The sequence below is a fragment of the Streptomyces sp. DvalAA-43 genome (assembly GCF_900091725.1).
GTDB classification, from domain to species: Bacteria; Actinomycetota; Actinomycetes; order Streptomycetales; family Streptomycetaceae; genus Streptomyces; species Streptomyces pulveraceus.
Genome location: NZ_FMBW01000044.1, coordinates 41,903 through 57,748, shown reverse-complemented (window position 1 = coordinate 57,748; position 15,846 = coordinate 41,903). Strand labels below are relative to the sequence as shown.

Annotated in this window: 17 protein-coding genes; 10 read left to right on the top strand and 7 right to left on the bottom strand. The window is 71.1% G+C overall.

The window, feature by feature from the left end:
- Window positions 1-2: 2 nt before the first annotated feature.
- The 8 genes from GA0115234_RS44135 to GA0115234_RS16985 all read left to right on the top strand — a co-directional run bounded on the left by GA0115234_RS44135 (window position 3) and on the right by GA0115234_RS16985 (window position 8,214).
- Window positions 3-980 carry a carbohydrate ABC transporter permease gene (locus GA0115234_RS44135; RefSeq protein ID WP_305123101.1) on the top strand — a complete coding sequence of 326 codons (978 nt, stop codon included), beginning with the start codon at window positions 3-5 and terminating at the stop codon, window positions 978-980.
- Window positions 977-1,807 carry a carbohydrate ABC transporter permease gene (locus tag GA0115234_RS17015; RefSeq protein WP_093542527.1) on the top strand — a complete coding sequence of 277 codons (831 nt, stop codon included), beginning with the start codon at window positions 977-979 and terminating at the stop codon, window positions 1,805-1,807. Before GA0115234_RS44135 ends, GA0115234_RS17015 begins: the two co-directional genes overlap by 4 nt.
- On the top strand, window positions 1,804-2,982 hold the full coding sequence (locus tag GA0115234_RS17010) for an ABC transporter ATP-binding protein (RefSeq protein WP_093542525.1): 1,179 nt from the start codon (window positions 1,804-1,806) through the stop codon (window positions 2,980-2,982). Before GA0115234_RS17015 ends, GA0115234_RS17010 begins: the two co-directional genes overlap by 4 nt.
- A complete protein-coding gene (locus tag GA0115234_RS17005; protein ID WP_256088741.1) occupies window positions 2,979-3,797 on the top strand; it encodes a DeoR/GlpR family DNA-binding transcription regulator in 819 nt (272 codons plus the stop codon). The genes GA0115234_RS17010 and GA0115234_RS17005 overlap by 4 nt, the downstream gene beginning before the upstream one ends.
- A 76-nt stretch (window positions 3,798-3,873) precedes the next feature.
- Complete coding sequence (locus GA0115234_RS17000; RefSeq protein ID WP_093542523.1) at window positions 3,874-4,950, top strand: ABC transporter ATP-binding protein; 1,077 nt, start codon at window positions 3,874-3,876, stop codon at window positions 4,948-4,950.
- Window positions 4,947-6,008, top strand: a complete 1,062-nt coding sequence (locus GA0115234_RS16995) for an NAD(P)-dependent oxidoreductase (RefSeq protein ID WP_093542521.1) — start codon at window positions 4,947-4,949, stop codon at window positions 6,006-6,008. Before GA0115234_RS17000 ends, GA0115234_RS16995 begins: the two co-directional genes overlap by 4 nt.
- 14 nt (window positions 6,009-6,022) lie before the next feature.
- Complete coding sequence (locus tag GA0115234_RS16990) at window positions 6,023-7,444, top strand: FGGY-family carbohydrate kinase (protein WP_093542519.1); 1,422 nt, start codon at window positions 6,023-6,025, stop codon at window positions 7,442-7,444.
- A 128-nt stretch (window positions 7,445-7,572) separates the two neighbouring features.
- Complete coding sequence (locus GA0115234_RS16985) at window positions 7,573-8,214, top strand: superoxide dismutase (RefSeq protein ID WP_093542517.1); 642 nt, start codon at window positions 7,573-7,575, stop codon at window positions 8,212-8,214.
- A 137-nt stretch (window positions 8,215-8,351) separates the two neighbouring features.
- On the opposite strand, the gene GA0115234_RS16980 is transcribed toward GA0115234_RS16985, so the two are convergent.
- From GA0115234_RS16980 to GA0115234_RS16955, 5 genes are all read right to left on the bottom strand, one after another.
- On the bottom strand, window positions 8,352-9,224 hold the full coding sequence (locus GA0115234_RS16980; protein ID WP_202553810.1) for an alpha/beta fold hydrolase: 873 nt from the start codon (window positions 9,222-9,224) through the stop codon (window positions 8,352-8,354).
- Window positions 9,225-9,370: 146 nt separating this feature from the next.
- Window positions 9,371-10,156, bottom strand: a complete 786-nt coding sequence (locus GA0115234_RS16975) for a hypothetical protein (RefSeq protein WP_141718431.1) — start codon at window positions 10,154-10,156, stop codon at window positions 9,371-9,373.
- Between the two features lie 105 nt (window positions 10,157-10,261).
- Complete coding sequence (gene fabV, locus GA0115234_RS16970; RefSeq protein WP_093542513.1) at window positions 10,262-11,473, bottom strand: enoyl-[acyl-carrier-protein] reductase FabV; 1,212 nt, start codon at window positions 11,471-11,473, stop codon at window positions 10,262-10,264.
- Window positions 11,474-11,734: 261 nt separating this feature from the next.
- Window positions 11,735-12,253, bottom strand: a complete 519-nt coding sequence (locus GA0115234_RS16960) for a proline dehydrogenase (protein ID WP_093542509.1) — start codon at window positions 12,251-12,253, stop codon at window positions 11,735-11,737.
- A gap of 123 nt (window positions 12,254-12,376) precedes the next feature.
- Window positions 12,377-13,045, bottom strand: coding sequence for an O-methyltransferase (locus GA0115234_RS16955; protein WP_093542507.1), 669 nt, complete (start codon window positions 13,043-13,045; stop codon window positions 12,377-12,379).
- A gap of 75 nt (window positions 13,046-13,120) precedes the next feature.
- Here GA0115234_RS16955 and GA0115234_RS16950 point away from each other — a divergent pair, with 75 nt between their 5' ends.
- Both GA0115234_RS16950 and GA0115234_RS16945 read left to right on the top strand, forming a co-directional pair.
- Entirely contained in the window at window positions 13,121-13,771 is a 651-nt protein-coding gene (locus GA0115234_RS16950; protein ID WP_093543336.1) for a CatB-related O-acetyltransferase, read from the top strand.
- On the top strand, window positions 13,768-14,607 hold the full coding sequence (locus tag GA0115234_RS16945; protein ID WP_093542505.1) for an MOSC domain-containing protein: 840 nt from the start codon (window positions 13,768-13,770) through the stop codon (window positions 14,605-14,607). The genes GA0115234_RS16950 and GA0115234_RS16945 overlap by 4 nt, the downstream gene beginning before the upstream one ends.
- Window positions 14,608-14,709: 102 nt before the next feature.
- Here the strand turns inward: GA0115234_RS16945 and GA0115234_RS16940 are convergent, their stop codons facing one another.
- Both GA0115234_RS16940 and GA0115234_RS16935 read right to left on the bottom strand, forming a co-directional pair.
- Window positions 14,710-14,919 (bottom strand): DUF397 domain-containing protein, encoded by a 210-nt coding sequence (locus GA0115234_RS16940; RefSeq protein ID WP_093542503.1) that lies wholly within the window; start codon window positions 14,917-14,919, stop codon window positions 14,710-14,712.
- A complete protein-coding gene (locus GA0115234_RS16935) occupies window positions 14,916-15,797 on the bottom strand; it encodes a helix-turn-helix domain-containing protein (RefSeq protein ID WP_093542501.1) in 882 nt (293 codons plus the stop codon). The genes GA0115234_RS16940 and GA0115234_RS16935 overlap by 4 nt, the downstream gene beginning before the upstream one ends.
- Window positions 15,798-15,846: the final 49 nt, after the last annotated feature.

Genomic DNA, 15,846 nt, shown 5'->3' with positions numbered 1-15,846 from the left:
CGGTGCCGGGACGCACGGCCCCCGCGCCGGTGGCCGACCACGGGGCGGCCGCCGGGACGGAGGAGGCCAACGGGAAGCGGGCGGTACGGGCGGTGCCCGCGTGGCGCCGCTCGCTGCGGCCGTATCTGCTGATCGTGCCCGCGCTGCTGCTGACCGGCGGCATCCTCTACCCGTTCGGGCTCGGCCTCTACTACACGGTGTTCGACTTCGCGGCGAGCAAGCCGCAGCCGGACCTGGTGGGCCTCGGGAACTACCGGCGGATCCTCACCCAGCCCGCGTTCTGGGACTCGGCGCGGGTGACGGTGGCGTACGCGGTCGGCGCGGCGGCGGTCGAGACGGTGCTCGGGGTGGCCGTGGCGCTGCTGCTGCACCGGTCGAGCCTGGTCGGGCGGGTGCTGGAGAAGATCCTGATCCTTCCGCTGATGATCGCGCCGGTGATCGCCGCGATCATGTGGAAGCTGATGCTCCAGCCGTCGGTCGGGGTCATCAACCACCTCCTGGAGCCGTTCGGCCTCGGCGGTGTGCAGTGGACGGACACCCCGACGGGCGCGCTGCTCTCGTCGATCACCGTGGACATGTGGGTCTACACCCCGTTCGTCGCGATCCTGGCGCTGGCCGGTCTGCGCTCGCTGCCCGCCTCGCCGTTCGAGGCGGCGGCCGTCGACGGGGCGGGCTGGTGGTTCACCTTCCGGCGCCTGACCCTGCCGATGCTCTGGCCGTACGTCCTGGTGGCCGTGATCTTCCGGTTCATGGACTCGCTGAAGGTCTTCGACATCATCTACGCGCTGACCGAGGGCGGGCCCGGCGACTCGACGATGGTGCTCCAGATCCGGGCCTATCTGGAGGCGATCCGCTTCCAGCGCTACTCGTTCGGGATCAGCTACATGATCGTGCTGTGGGCCGTGGTCTACCTGGTCACGATGGTGCTGGTGCGCTATCTGGGCCGGATCCAGAACCGGGCGGCGGAGGTGCCCCGATGAAGCGCAAACTGCTCTCCGCCGCCGCCGACCTGGCGCTGATCGCCTATTTCGTCTTCGCGCTGTTCCCGGTCGTCTGGATGGTGATCCTGTCGCTGAAGCCGACGAACGAGCTGTTCAGCACGTACTTCTCGTTCACCCCGACCCTCGACTCGTACCGCACGGTGCTGGGTGCCGGGGACGACCAGGGGGTGCCGTTCGTCCGGTTCTTCGTGAACAGCCTCGTCGTGTCGCTGGGGGCCGTCGCGCTGTCGCTGGTGATCGGGCTGCCCGCCGCGTACGCCGCCGCGCGGTGGCGGTTCTGCGGCTCGGAGAACCTGATGTTCACCCTGCTCTCGTTCCGCTTCGCCCCCGAACTCACCGTGATCATCCCGCTGTTCGTGCTCTACCAGAAGCTCGGGCTCTTCGACACCTACGTCGGCGTGGTGTGGGTGCTGCAACTGGTGACGCTCCCGCTGATCGTCTGGATCATGCGGTCGTACTTCTCCGATCTCTCCCCCGAGCTGGAGCAGGCGGCGCTGCTGGACGGCTACACCCGTAAACAGGCCTTCTTCAGGGTCGCGCTGCCGCTGGTGAAGCCGGGGATCGCGGCCGTCTCGCTGCTGGCGTTCATCTTCGCGTGGAACAACTTCGTCTTCCCGCTGATCCTCACCTCGTCGAACGCGCAGACGGTGACGGTCGGCGCGCTGTCCTTCCTCGGTGGCGACCGGCCCAAGTACAACCTGACGGCCGCGGCGGCCCTGGTCTCGGTGGTCCCGCCGCTGCTGCTGGCGCTCACCATCCAGCGGTATCTGGTGCGCGGCCTGTCGTTCGGGGCGGTGAAGTCATGACCGCCCAGGCGGCCATCGCGCTGCGCGGGGTCAGCAAGCGGTACGGGAGGAACACCGCGCTCGACGGCCTGGACCTGGAGGTGGCGGAGGGCGAGTTCTTCTGTCTGCTCGGCCCGTCCGGCGCCGGGAAGACGACCACGCTCAAGACGATCGCGGGCCTGGAGCAGCCGCAGGCCGGGACGGTCGAGCTGGGCGGGGCGGACATGGCGGGCGTGGAGCCCTACGACCGGGGCGTGGCCATGTGTTTCGAGTCGTACGCGCTCTACCCGCACCGCACCGCGTACGACAATCTCGCCTCCCCGCTCCGCTCGCCGCGCCACCGCCTCCCCGCGGACCAGGCGCGCGAGCGGATCGGGGAGATCGCCGAGCTCCTCGGTATCGGCGCCCTGCTGGACCGTCCGGTGGGCCGGCTCTCCAACGGCCAGCGGCAGCGGGTGGCGCTCGGCCGGGTGCTGGTGCGGCCGGCCAGGGCGTTCCTGCTGGACGAGCCGCTGTCGCACCTGGACGCGAAGCTGCGGCAGGCGATGCGCGCGGAGCTGCGGGCGATCGGTGCGGTGCGGCGCACGACCACGCTGTACGTCACCCATGACTCGGTGGAGGCGCTGGCGCTCGGCGACCGGATCGGGGTGATCAGGGACGGCCGGATGGTGCAGACCGGGACCCGCGAGGAGCTGTGGCACCGCCCGTACGACACCTTCGTCGCCCGGTCGTTCGGCCGGCCGCGGATCAATCTGCTGCCGGGCACGGTGACGCCCGAGGGGCACTTCCGGTCGCCGGACGGGGCGTACGAGCTGCCGCTGGCGGTGCCCGCGGCGCCCGGCACCGCCGTCCAACTGGGCGTACGGCCCCGGGACATCGGGATCGGTGGGCCGGGTCGTACCGGCGGCGGGCCCCCGGCCCCGGAGCGGACCGGCGGCGGACCCGGCCCGGAGCGGACCGGTGGTGGGGCCCCCGGCCTGGAGCTGACGGGCGCCGTCCATGTCACCGAGCTGCTGGGCCGGGCCACCGAGGTCACCGTCCGGATCGGCGGGCAGCAGCTGTCCCTCGTCGCCCCGCGCGCCGAGGCGGCCGGTCTCGGGCCCGACCATCCGGTACGGCTCTCGTTGCGGCCTGAGAGTCTGCTGCTGTTCGAGGCCGACCGGCCGGCACGTCCAGGACGAAGGATCAGCACGTGAGCAACGTTCCGCAGCGGGGCCCCGCCCCGCGCCAGGCATCCATATCCGAGTACGTCCTCGCCCAGGGCGAGGTGAGCGCCGCCGAACTGGCGGAGCGCTTCGATGTCAGCCTGATGACCATCCACCGCGATCTGGACGAGCTGGAACGGCAGGGCATCGTCCGCAAGTTCCGCGGCGGCGTCACCGCCCAGCCGTCCGGCGTCTTCGAGTCGAACGTCTCCTACCGGCTGAAGTCGATGCGGGCCGAGAAGGCGGCCGTCGCCGAACGGGCCCTGAAGCTCATAGAGCCGGGGATGGCGGTGATGCTCGACGACTCGACGTCCACGCTGGAGATAGCGCGCCGGCTGCGCTCCATCACCCCGCTGACCGTCGTCACCAACTTCCTGGAGGCGATCAATCTGCTGTCCCAGGAACGCGGCATCCATCTGATGGGCCTGGGCGGGGACTTCGACCCGCTGCACTCCTCCTTCCTCGGCGTCTCGTGCGTGGAGGCGGTGCAGTCGCTCCAGGTCGACATCTGCTTCACCTCCACCTCCGCCGTGTCCGGCGGCTTCGCCTACCACCAGGAGCAGCACATCATCTCCGTGAAGCGGGCGATGCTCGACTCGGCGAGCCGCAATGTGCTGCTCCTGGACCACTCGAAGCTGGGCCGGGTCGCCCTGCACCGGCTCGCCCCGCTCTCCCGCTTCGATCTGCTGCTGGTCGACGACGGGGCATCCCCGCAGGCGCTGCGCGAGCTCGACGAACACAAGGTGCCCTACGAGGTGTGCGGCACCGGCCGGGACTCCGGAGCGGAGGACCGCGATGACGGGTGACTGCGATGACGGGTGAGCGCGATGCGGCGGTGGCGGGTGAGTCCGATGACGGGTGAGCGCGAGGCGGCGATCACGGATGACTGAACTGGCCCTGCGCGCTCTGCGCAAGACCTACGCCGGGCGGGGCCGGGCCGCCGTCGAGGCCGTCCGGTCCCTCGACGTCGAGCTGCGCTCCGGCGAGCTGCTGGGGCTGCTCGGCCCGTCCGGCTGCGGCAAGTCCACGACCCTGCGGATGATCGCCGGGCTGGAGACGGTCACCGGCGGCGACATCCTGATCGGCGGCTCGTCGGTGGTCGCGCTCCCGGCCCGGCGGCGCAACATCGGGGTGGCGTTCGAGAACTACGCGCTGTATCCGCCGCTGACGGTCGCGGAGAACCTCGGCTTCGGACTCGCCGCCCGGGGCGGGTGCGGCCGGGCCGAGATCCGCCGCCGGGTCGCCCGGATGGCCGAACGCATCGGGATCACCGGCCTCCTGGACGCCCGCCCGGCCGGGCTCTCCAGCGGCCAGAAGCAGCGCGTCGCCCTGGCCCGCGCCCTGATCCGCTCCCCCGACGTCCTCCTCCTCGACGAGCCGCTCTCCCATCTCGACGCCGCCCAGCGGGACACCACCCGGCGCGAGTTGAAACGCATCCAGCGCGACAGCGGACACACCGCCATCCTCGTCACGCACGACCAGGAGGAGGCGCTGTCGCTCGCCGACCGGATCGCGGTGATGCGGGACGGCGGGATCCAGCAGCTCGGCACGCCCGAGGAGATCTACGACGCCCCGGCGAACCTGTTCGTCGCCGACTTCGTCGGGGAGCCGGCCATCAACCTGCTGCCGGGCACGGCCGACGGACCTGGCGTGGTGCGCCTCTCGGACTCCGTACGCATCCCCGTACCGCACCGGATCGCGGCGGGACGCGCGGTGGTGCTCGGGATCCGCCCGGAGGACCTCCGCCTGGACGACACTGGTGCACGGGCCCGGGTCGCCGCCCACGAACCCCTGCTGGAATCCGGCATCGCCACGCTGTCGCTCGACGGGGTGGCGGAGCCGCTGGTCGTCGTGACCGGTCCGGAGGTACGGCTCGACCGGGGCGACACCGTACGCATCACCGCCGGTCCCCGGCACATCCATGTCTTCGACGCCCAGACAGGAGACGCTCTGCGATGACCCGCCCCGAGACGGTCCGCCCCGAGAGCAACCGCCCCGCGACGAGGATTCTGCTCGCCGGTGACCACTTCGTCCGCAACTCCCTGCTCGCCGACGCCCTGCACCGGGCGCTGGACCCGCTCGGCACGGAGCCGCAGCTCGGCGAACTCACCCTGCCCTGGCCCCTGGAACCCTTCGGCAAGGTCGCCGAGGTCGACGAGGCGAGCGATGTCGAGGACGCGCTGATCGCCGCCCTGGACGGGGTGGAGGTGTGCGTGACGCAGATGGGCCCGTTCACGGAGCGGGTGCTGGCCGCCGCCCCCGATCTGCGGCTGATCGTGGTCTGCCGGGGCGGCCCGGTCAATGTGAACGCCGCCGCGGCACGCGCCCGGGGCGTACGGGTGTGCTTCGCGCCGGGGCGCAACGCGGCGGCCACCGCCGAGTTCACCGTCGGGCTGATCCTCTCCGCGCTGCGCCGCATCCCCGAGGCACACCGCTCCCTCGCCGTGGACGGCCGCTGGGACGCCTCCCACTACACCTACGAGAACTGCGGCCTGGAGCTGGAGGACACCCCGGTCGGGCTGATCGGCTACGGCGCGGTGGGCAGCCGGGTGGCGCGGGTGCTCTCCGCGTTCGGCGCCGAGGTCGAGGTGTACGACCCGTATGTGCGCGGCGACGTCCACGGCATGCGGGCCGGCTCGCTGGAGGCGCTGCTGGCCCGCTCGCGCGTCCTCACCCTGCACGCCAGGCTCACCCCGGAGTCCCGGCATCTCATCGGCGCCCGTGAACTGGCGCTGCTGCCGCGCGGTGCGGTGCTGGTGAACGCGGCCCGGGGCGGGCTGCTGGACACGGAGGCGCTCTGCGACGCGCTGGACTCGGGGCAGCTGCGGGCCGCGGCGCTCGACACGTACGAGCAGGAGCCGCCCCCGCCCGGCTCGCGGCTCTTCCGTACCCCGCACCTTCTGATGACCCCGCATGTGGCGGGGGCCAGCCGGGCCGTCGCGCAGAAGGCGGCCCGGATCGCGGCCGCCGAGGTGGCGCGCTATGTGCGGGGCGAACCGCTCGCCCACGCCCTCTGAGAGGAGCCGTGACGATGACCGGAAGCGGAAGCGAGCCGCGCTACATCGGCGTCGACGTCGGCACGTCCGTGGTGAAGGCGGCGGCCTTCGACCCGCTGGGCCGCACGCTGGCGGTCGAGTCCCGCCCGGTGGGGCTGGCGATCCACGGCGGCTGCGTGGAGCAGGACATGGACGAGGTGTACGGGGCGGTCGGCGAGGTGCTGGCCGCGCTCGGCTCCGACGGGGTGGCGTTCGTCGGCCTCACCGGCCAGGGCGACGGCGTCTGGCTGGTCGACGCGGCGGGCCGGCCGGTCCGCAAGGCGATCTCCTGGATGGACGGCCGGGCCCATGAGCTGGTCGACGCCTGGCTGGCGTCCGGGGTCTTCGAGTCCGTCTACCGGCGCACCGGCAGCGCGATGTTCCCGGGCTGTCCGGGCCCGGTACTGGCCTGGCTCGACCGGCACGAACCTGCCTCGCTCGACGCCGCGACGACCGCCCTGTACTGCAAGGACATGGTGTTCCAGCGACTGACGGGGGTCCGGGCCACGGATGTCTCCGACGCGTCGACGCCGTTCCTGGACCCGATGACCCGCGCGTACGCCCCGGACATCGTGGCCGCGCTCGGCCTCACCCACCGGTCCTCGCTCCTCGCCCCGGTCAGCGACCCGGTCGCCACCGCCGAGCTCCCCTCCGGATTACCGATCTCCAACGGCCCGTACGACCTGCCGGCCTGCGCGCTCGGCGCGGGCGTCACCCGCCCCGGCGACGGACTCCTGATCGTCGGCACCTGCCTGGCCGCGCTGGTGGCCACGGAACGGCTCGCCCTGGACGGCGAACCGGCGGGGCTGCACATCTCCACCGACCGCCCCGGCCACTGGCTGCGCGCCATGCCCGCGATGGTCGGCACCGCCGCCCTGGACTGGGTCCTGACCACCACCGGCGTACGCCACACGGAGGTCGACGCGCTGCTCGCCACCACCCCGCCCGGCGCGAACGGGGTCCGGGTGCTCCCCTACTTCGCCCCGTCCGGCGAACGCGCCCCGTTCGTCGAACCCCGGCTGCGCGCCGAGTTCACCGGCGTGTCCCTGGAGACGACCCCCGCCGATCTGATCCGCGCCGTCTGCGAGGGCATCGGCTTCGCCGCCCGGCACTGCCTGGAGGCCGCGGGCCTCACCGGCACCCTCGCCCTGTGCGGCGGCGGCACCCGTTCCCCCGCCTGGATGCGGCTGTTCGCCGATGTGCTGGGCCGCCCGGTCCGGATCATGGAGGGCGAGGTCGGCGCACGCGGCGCGGTGCTGGCGGCGGCCCAACGCTTCGGCACGGAGCTGGACACGGCGGTGTGGACGGCCCCGACCTCGATCGTCGAACCGGACCCGGCGCGCGCGGCGCACTACACGAAGACGTACGAGGACCACCTGAACCGACTCGCCGACGCCCGCACACGCGCCCGCGCCTGACCTCCCGTTCCAGGCAGGGCTCCGGTCCTACGTCGAAGGGCTGATCACCATCGCCCCCTCCTGCTGTTAGCCTGCTCTTGCATAGAGGTTGCAATAACAACAGGACAGCAGCTGGAGGGTTCGACCACATGGCCACGTACACGCTCCCGGAACTCCCGTACGACTACGCGGCGCTCGAACCGGTCATCAATCCGCAGATCATCGAGCTCCACCACGACAAGCACCACGCCGCCTACGTGAAGGGCGCGAACGACACCCTGGAACAGCTGGCGGAGGCGCGCGACAAGGAGGCCTGGGGAGCGATCAACGGGCTTCAGAAGAGCCTCGCGTTCCACCTCTCCGGTCACATCCTGCACTCGATCTACTGGCACAACATGACCGGTGACGGCGGCGGCGAGCCGCTCGCGGCGGACGGTGTCGGCGATCTGGCGGACGCGATCACCGAGTCGTTCGGCTCCTTCGCCGGTTTCAAGGCCCAGCTGACGAAGGCCGCGGCCACCACGCAGGGCTCCGGCTGGGGCGTCCTGGCGTACGAGCCGGTCAGCGGCAAGCTGATCGTCGAGCAGGTCTACGACCACCAGGGCAATGTCGGCCAGGGCTCCGTCCCGGTCCTGGTCTTCGACGCCTGGGAGCACGCCTTCTACCTCCAGTACAAGAACCAGAAGGTCGACTTCATCGAGGCGATGTGGGCCGTCGTCAACTGGCAGGACGTGGCGAAGCGTTACGCGGCCGCCAAGGAGCGCGCCGACGTGCTGCTGCTCGCCCCCTGACCGGGAGGCGCAGATACGTCCTGCCTCGTGATCGTCTTCTCAACCTTCACCCGGCAGGCGGATGAAGGGAGGGCCCCCGCCTGGACGTGCAGGCGGGGGCCCTTCTGTGCCGCCGAACGGCTCAGCGTTTCAGCAGCTCAACGGCCCGCGACACGCCCCAGCAACGTGCTCAGCACCTGCTCGGAGTGTGTCCAGAGCACCGCCCCGCCGACCCCCGGCACCAGGTGCCGCACCGCGTCCGGGATGCGCGAGGTGAGCCGAACCCCCTGGTCGGGCGAGTGGCCGGTGTCCTTCTCCCCGTACCAGAGGTCGACGGGTACGGCGATGCCGGACAGCCCGATCCCCCAGCGCCCCATGGCCAGGGCGGTGTCCCGGGCGTATCCGGCCGCCCCCTGCGCGAAGGCCTCGTCGAGGGCCCGGCGGTAGGCGGCGGCGAACGCGGGCTGTTGGTACACGGCGAGGTCGCACTCCGGGCTGCCGGACATGACCATGTCCCACATCCCCTGCGAGTTGAACCCGGCGAAGACCTGCTCGGCGGCGGCCGGGTCGGCCACGGCCAGGTCGACGAGGCGCCGCAGCTCCTCCGGCAGCGCGTCGGCGAAGCCGGGCTCGGCGACCTCGTCCGCACCGGAGACCACCGCGAGCGCCCGGACCGCCCCGGCGGCGGCGCACGCCAGCGCGAACGGCGCCCCCTGCGAGTTGCCGACCATGAGGGGCCGCCCCAGCCCGCGCCGCCCGGCGAACGCGCGGACATCGTCGACGAAGTCACCGAACGTACGCCCCGGCAGCGGTGAGGAGGCCCCCAGCCCCGGGCGGTCGACGGAGATCAGCCGCACCCCGAACCCGTCCAGCACATCGGCACCGAACCCGAGATGCCTGCTGGTGGCCGCACCGGGCGACAGCAGCACCGGCACCCCGTTCCCCGGCCCCCACTCGGCCCAGCCCAGCAGCCGCCCTCCGGGGAGCCGCTCCGTACCGATACGAACCGGGTCGATCACATGCAAATCCATGCACCCGATCATGGCCGGATCCCTCGCATCCGTCGAACACATTTCCCGTCGGCGGTCGGCGGTCGGCGGTCGGCGGTCGGCGGTCGGCGGTCGAACGCCGTCCAGTCCGCGGCACGCACGTCCGGAGCGCCTCGTCCGACCCTCGGTCACTCGAAGATCGCGTCCAGCCCCTTCACCGCTTCGGCGCTCACGATGTCCGCACGGCTGGGCGGCTTCACCCGCACCGGCTCGTCGTAGTCGCCGAGTTCGAGCAGTACCGGGGCATCACCGAGACTGAAATCGATGCCCCGGGGCACGGACCCGCCCTTCTCCGGTACGTGCACCGACACCTCATCGCCGCCGGAACCATGCGTGAGCTGAACGGTTCGCTCACCACTCTTGGTGCGCGGATTGCCCTTCTTCTCCGCACTGCTCACCGTTCCGGGCACCTTCGCGAACGCCCGGCCGGGATCGCACAGGATCAGACCCGGGTACCGCAACATCTCACGGGCCGGGTACTCGACGTACTTTCCACGAGCCTTCTCGACCGCTTCCTCGACGACGGCGAGCTTGTCCGGCACGTAGGTCTTCGCGAAGGAGCGCGTGTTCTCCAGCATCTTGTCGCCGTACCGCAGCCAGCCGCGGTCGCCGATGACGACCACGTCGGTGGTCGTGTCCAACTCCACGTACGTACCGACGCAGTTGCCGTGCCGGTCGGCGTGCAGGTCGACCGTCCTCAAGGACTCGCCCCTGAATTCGCCCTTCAGCCCGAGGGAGCGGTAGCCCTTGAGCAGGGTGAGCGATTCGCTCATCCTGCGGGCATCACTCACGGGGGCCGAGGCGGACGGTCCGCCGTCCGCCTCGGCCCCGCTGTCGTTCCCCGCACACCCCGTCAGCCCGCCGATCACCGCGACGGCGAACAGCGCCGCCAACTTCCTTCTCCCGATCCCCACCCTGGGCACTCCCCACCCCTTTGACTGCTCGTCATGATCGCTACAAGCATCTCAGAGGAGCCACAGCGGGCCACGGCCAGTGACCAGCGCAATCATCAGCACGGCTCAGGGAGTGGCAGCGCCCGGCCAGGGGATGTCGGTCTCGACCGGCGCGGCATAGTCGACGCCGGGCACGGCGAATCCGTACAGGTGCTGCACTTCGGCGTGGAACCAGTCGAGGTCGGCGAGTTCGGTGATGTTCTCGGTGGTGGCGGTGTTCCACCGCTCGGTGACGGCCGCCTGGACGGCAGGGGCGAGTTCCCAGGTGTCCAGGCGCACCCGTCCCTCCTCGTCGAGGTCGAGCGGACGGATGCCGGTGAGCTGGTCCCACAGGTCGGTGAGCTGCCCGATCGGCGGGACCATGGTGTGGCCGAGAACGCCTCGGAGCAGCCCGACGTACAGGGCGATGCCGGGGATCGCGGTCGAGGACTGGGTGACGGCGGCCGCGTTGACCGAGGTGACCGCGCGCCCGCCGACCAGCTTGCCGAGCCGCTCGTCGAGGGTGCGGGCGGTCTGTTCGAGGTGGGATTTGGCGGCGCCGATGGTGCCCTGCCGGTAGATCGCGGCCGTCAGGGCGGAGCCGATGTAGGAGAGGGCGGCGGTGGTGAATCCATCGGCGAGCAGTCCGCGATCGGCGAGGTGGTCGATCCACCGCTCCCAGTCGGTACCGCCCATGACGGCGACGGTCTGCTCGATGTCGTCGCCTTCGGCCGGCTGCGTCCCGACCTCCCGCACCTCGCCGGTGCCCCCGTCGTCGAAGACGAGGGTCTTGGTGCTGTACGCCTCGCCGATGGGCTTGAGGACGGACGCGTAGGTGGTCCCGGTGTCGGGGTCGGTGCGGCGCGGGGCGGCCACCGAGTAGATCAGGTAGTCCAGACGGCCCCCGAACCGCTCCTCCAGCACCTGCGCGACCTGGTTCTTCATCTCGTCGGAGAACGCGTCCCCGTTGAGGAACACCATGTCGTGACCGTGCCGACGGGCGAGTTCGGCGGTCGCGGCCGTGCGGTACCAGCCGGCTGTACCCGTGCGCCGTCCGGGGGCCTTCTCGAAGCAGACCCCGATGCCACGGATCCCGGCACGGGCGAGACCGGCGATCGTCGCGGCCAGCCCGTACCCGGCGGAGGAGCCGATGACCAGCGCCACGGGTGCCCGGCCGGGCGCGCGGGACGGGGCGGGGACGGCCTGCCACATGTCCTCCACCAGCCGCTCGCAGCCCGCCGGGTGGGAGTCGAGGAAGAGGAAGCCGCGGTTCTTGGGGGCGATGACGCGTTCGCTCACGTACTCGGGTCCTTACGGTTCGTCACGGACGGGGAAGCGGCGACCGCGAGGGCATGCACCGCGCCCTGCAAGTCTGCGACCGTACGGAGACGGGTGGTCACCCCGTCGGTGACAGTAATGCTCGGCAGCTCTTGGAGGCTTTCCACTGCCGGCTCTTCGCTGGAGGCCTTCCACTGGCGGCCCTCCACTGGCGGCGTTCCGCTGGACGCTCTTCGCTGGAGGCCTTCCACCACGTCGGCCGGGACCGGGACGCCGACGCAGCTAGTCCGGAGTGCCGAGAACGTCCCTGGCTGCCGAGCGGAAGCTCTTCACCGCCTGGTAGAGGGCGTGCTCCCGCTCGGTGGCAAGGGCGGTGTCCGCCGCCTTGTGGGAGCCGTCTCCCGCGTGAGCGTTCTTCACCATCCGCCGCATCACGTCGGAGAGCTCGCCGGATGCTCGGGCTATGCGGTCCGCTGCCGTCACCATGGCAAGTGGCCCTTCGATGATGACGACTTCGGCCACGCGGTGCACCTCGCGCGCCAGGGCGACGAAGCGTTGCGCCTCCTCGTCGGTCTTCCGCAGGTCAGGACGGTCCGGCCGGAGTGCGTCGAAGACGGCGTCCATGGCCAGGTCGCGGCCGTGCAGAGCGCTGAGGTAGTCCGCGTAGGCATCCCTGCGGTGCTGCCTGCGCCACTGGGCGTACTGCGAGCGCGCCACGGCACGCCCGTTCACGATCGCCGCGCCAAGGGTGGCGAGCGAGCCGACGGCGGCACCGAGCAGCGCGGCGAGTCCAGCGTCCATGAACGCATTCCGCCTTCGCTCCACCGCAGTCCGGCGCCCCACCCGTCGCCTCGGCGCGCAGGCCGCCCCGCTCGGCCCCGCGCACCACCCCGGCCGATATCGGCGGACGTGTCAGCCGACGTGTCAGCCGGTGACGAGCGCCATCATCAGCCCGTCGTACCCCTTGCTGCCCACCGTTTGCAGCGCGGTCGCGGTCAACGTCGGCTCGGCCGCGACGAGTTCGGTGAACCGGCGTACGCCCTGCACCTTCGGGTCGTCGCTGGTGCCGTCGACCACCTCGCCGTCGCGTACGACGTTGTCGGCGATGATCAGGCTGCCGGGCCGGGTCAGCTTCAGGGACCAGGCCAGGTAGTCCGGGTTGCTCGGCTTGTCGGCGTCGATGAACACGACGTCGAACGGGCCGTGCCCCTCCGCCGCGAGCTCCGGCAGCGTGTCCAGGGCGCGGCCGACCCGGATCTCGACGACGTCCGCGAACCCCGCCCGCTCGATGTTGGCCCGCGCGACCTCCGCGTACGCCGGATCGGCCTCCAGCGTGACGACCCTGCCGCCCTCGGGCAGCGCACGGGCCAGCCAGATGGTGCTGTAGCCGCCCAGGGTGCCGATCTCCAGCACGGTGCGCGCCCCCTGGAGCCTGGCCAGCAGGTTCAGCAGCTTGCCCTGGTTGGCGGCGACCTGGATCGCCGGGAGCCCTGCCGCGTCACTGTTCTCCACGGCCGCGTCCAGTGCCTCGTCCGGGCCCACCAGCAGCCCGTTGAAGTAGTCGTCGACCTCGGTCCATCGCGCCAGCGTCACGGCATGTTCCTCTCGATCCGGAGTGAGTTCCTAAAAGGAACTTACCTCATGCGGTCGAATGCGATGATGAACAGCATGACTCCAGTCCCCGCCGACCCCACCGTTCTGCACCCGATGCCGGGCCAGCCCCGGGTCGTCCTGCTGAAGCCCCTGGTGAAGTCCGAACTGATCGAGGTCGGGGACTTCTCGTACTACGACGACCCGGACGACGCGACCGCGTTCGAGACCCGCAACGTGCTGTACCACTACGGCCCGGAGAAGCTCGTCATCGGGAAGTTCTGCGCGCTCGGGACCGGGGTGCGGTTCATCATGAACGGCGCCAACCACCGGATGGACGGCCCGTCCACGTTCCCGTTCCCCTCCATGGGCGGCTCCTGGTCCGAGCACTTCGACCTGCTGACCGGGCTGCCGGGCCGGGGCGACACGGTCGTCGGCAACGACGTCTGGTTCGGCTACGGCGCGATGGTGATGCCGGGCGTACGGATCGGGCACGGCGCGATCATCGGCGCCGGCTCCGTCGTCACCTCCGACGTGCCCGACTACGGCATCGTCGGCGGCAACCCGGCCCGGCTGATCCGTACCCGGTACGACGAGGAGACCGTGGCCCGGCTCCTCGCCGTCGCCTGGTGGGACTGGCCCGTGGAGCACCTCACCCGACACATCCGCACCATCATGTCCGGCAGCGTCGACGCCCTCGAAGCGGCCGCCCCGGAGGGGACACCATGACGATCACCGTCCGTGAGCTGGCCTACTACCCGGTCAAGGGCTGCGCCGGGACCACGGTCGACTCCGCGCAGGTCCTCGGCACCGGCCTCGAACACGACCGCACGTTCATGGTGGTGGACGCGGCGGACGGCGCCTTCCGCAGCCAGCGCACGCACCCCGCGATGGCCGCGATCAGCGTCGAGGTCCTGGACGGCGGCGCGAGCCTGGCCCTGACCACCCCGGGGATCGAGCCGCTGCGCCTCGACGCCGACCGGGACGGCCCACGCCTCGACGTCAGCATGTTCGACCGCCCGCTCGGCGCGGCCGTCGACCAGGGCGACGCGGTCGCGGAGTGGTTCTCCGACGCGCTCGGGGTGAAGTCCCGCCTGGTACGGGTGGCCCCCGGCTTCGACCGGGACGGCTGGGGCGAGACCCCCGGCAAGGTCAACTTCGCCGACGCGCACGCGGTGCTGGTCGCCTCGACGGCCTCCCTGGACGACCTCAACGCCCGCATCACCGCCCGGGGCGACGCCAAGCCCGTCCCCATGAACCGCTTCCGCCCCAACATCGTCCTGACCGGCCACGACGAGCCCCACTTCGAGGACCGGGTACGCCGGATGACCATCGGCTCCGTCGAACTCGCCCACTCGGTACGGGCGACGCGGTGCGCCGTCCCCATGGTCGACCAGGCCACCGGCCACCGCGTGGGCCCGGAACCGATCCGCACCCTGTCGACGTACCGGCGCGAGCCGGAGTACGGGAACAGGGTCAGCTTCGGCGCGAAGAACGCGGTGGTCTGCGAGGGCGTGCTGAACGTCGGGGACGTGGTCGAGGTCGCGGAGTGGCTCGGCGCGTGACGGCCCCGCCGAGGCCCGCCAACCCGCGCCCTGGGGTGAGTTGTTCCGTCCGGATCATCCGGCGGACCGGGGTCCGGGCGCCGCGCTCGTTCCCCGGGCGCGTCAGCCCCCGAAGGCCCCGCCCTTCACCCCGTCGAGGAACGCGGACCACCCCTCGGGGGCGTAGAACTGAAGCCCGCCGTCCCGGTTCTTGCTGTCCCGGACAGCCCGGCCACCGTCGGCGGTGTGGGCGACCTCGACGCACTCGTTGGCCGACCCGCCACCGGAGAACGACGACTTCACGAATGGGCTGACGACTTCCTGGCTACTCACGATTCCTCGTTCTCCGCGATGATGCCGTTCATGGTCTTCCGGATGAAAGTGAGACTCCGATCCGGAGTGAGAGCTGCGGACCGGAGCGTGTCGAAGGCGTGGACGTAGCCCGCCATGTCTTCATGATCTTCCAGAATGACGCTGTTGACCAGCGTGTCCTGGACGATTGCCTCCGGCGAGGCTTCGTGTGCGTAGGAAAGTGCGACGAAGGCCGGTGCGACGCGTGCTGCCGCCCACTCGGCGTGGGGCAGCACTTGGAGTGTCACATTCGGCTGTTTGGCCATCTTGATGAGGTGCGCCAGCTGATCGCGATGAACGTTCGCCGAGGGCATCGGGCCGGATATGGCCGGCTCCCAGATGACTGCGGCAAACCGCGCGCCCGACTCCTCGAATACCCGGCGTCGCTCCTGCCGCACCTTCACGATCTCGTCGGCCGCTGCGCTGCTGAGGACTTCGGGGTTGGCCTCGGTCAATGCCCGGGTGTAGTCCGGCGTCTGGAGCAGGCCAGGGATGAAGACCGGCTGCCAGGCGCGAATGTATGTGGCGTCCGTCTCCAGCGAGAGGAAGTCGCCCAGCCTGTCGAGCGCGGGCGACTGAAACGGAAAGTTCAGCCACCAGCCACGCTTGTTGCTGTCCCGAGCCAGCTTCTCCAGCCTCTTGCGCTCCGCCGCATCGTCGACCTCGTACAGATCGAGCAGCACACGGACATCACCCACTCGTGCGCTGACCGTCCCGGACTCGATCCGGCTGATCTTGGCCGTTGAGCATGCCACCGCCTCGGCGGCATGCTCCTGGTCCAGGAGCGCGTTCAAGCGCAGGCGCTTCAGCGCCGCCCCCAACCGACGACTGCGCACCGTGGGCTTTCCGCCTGCGGGCATACGTCCCCCCTCACCTCTCCAAGCCAGTGTGCCCACTAACTGTTCGCAG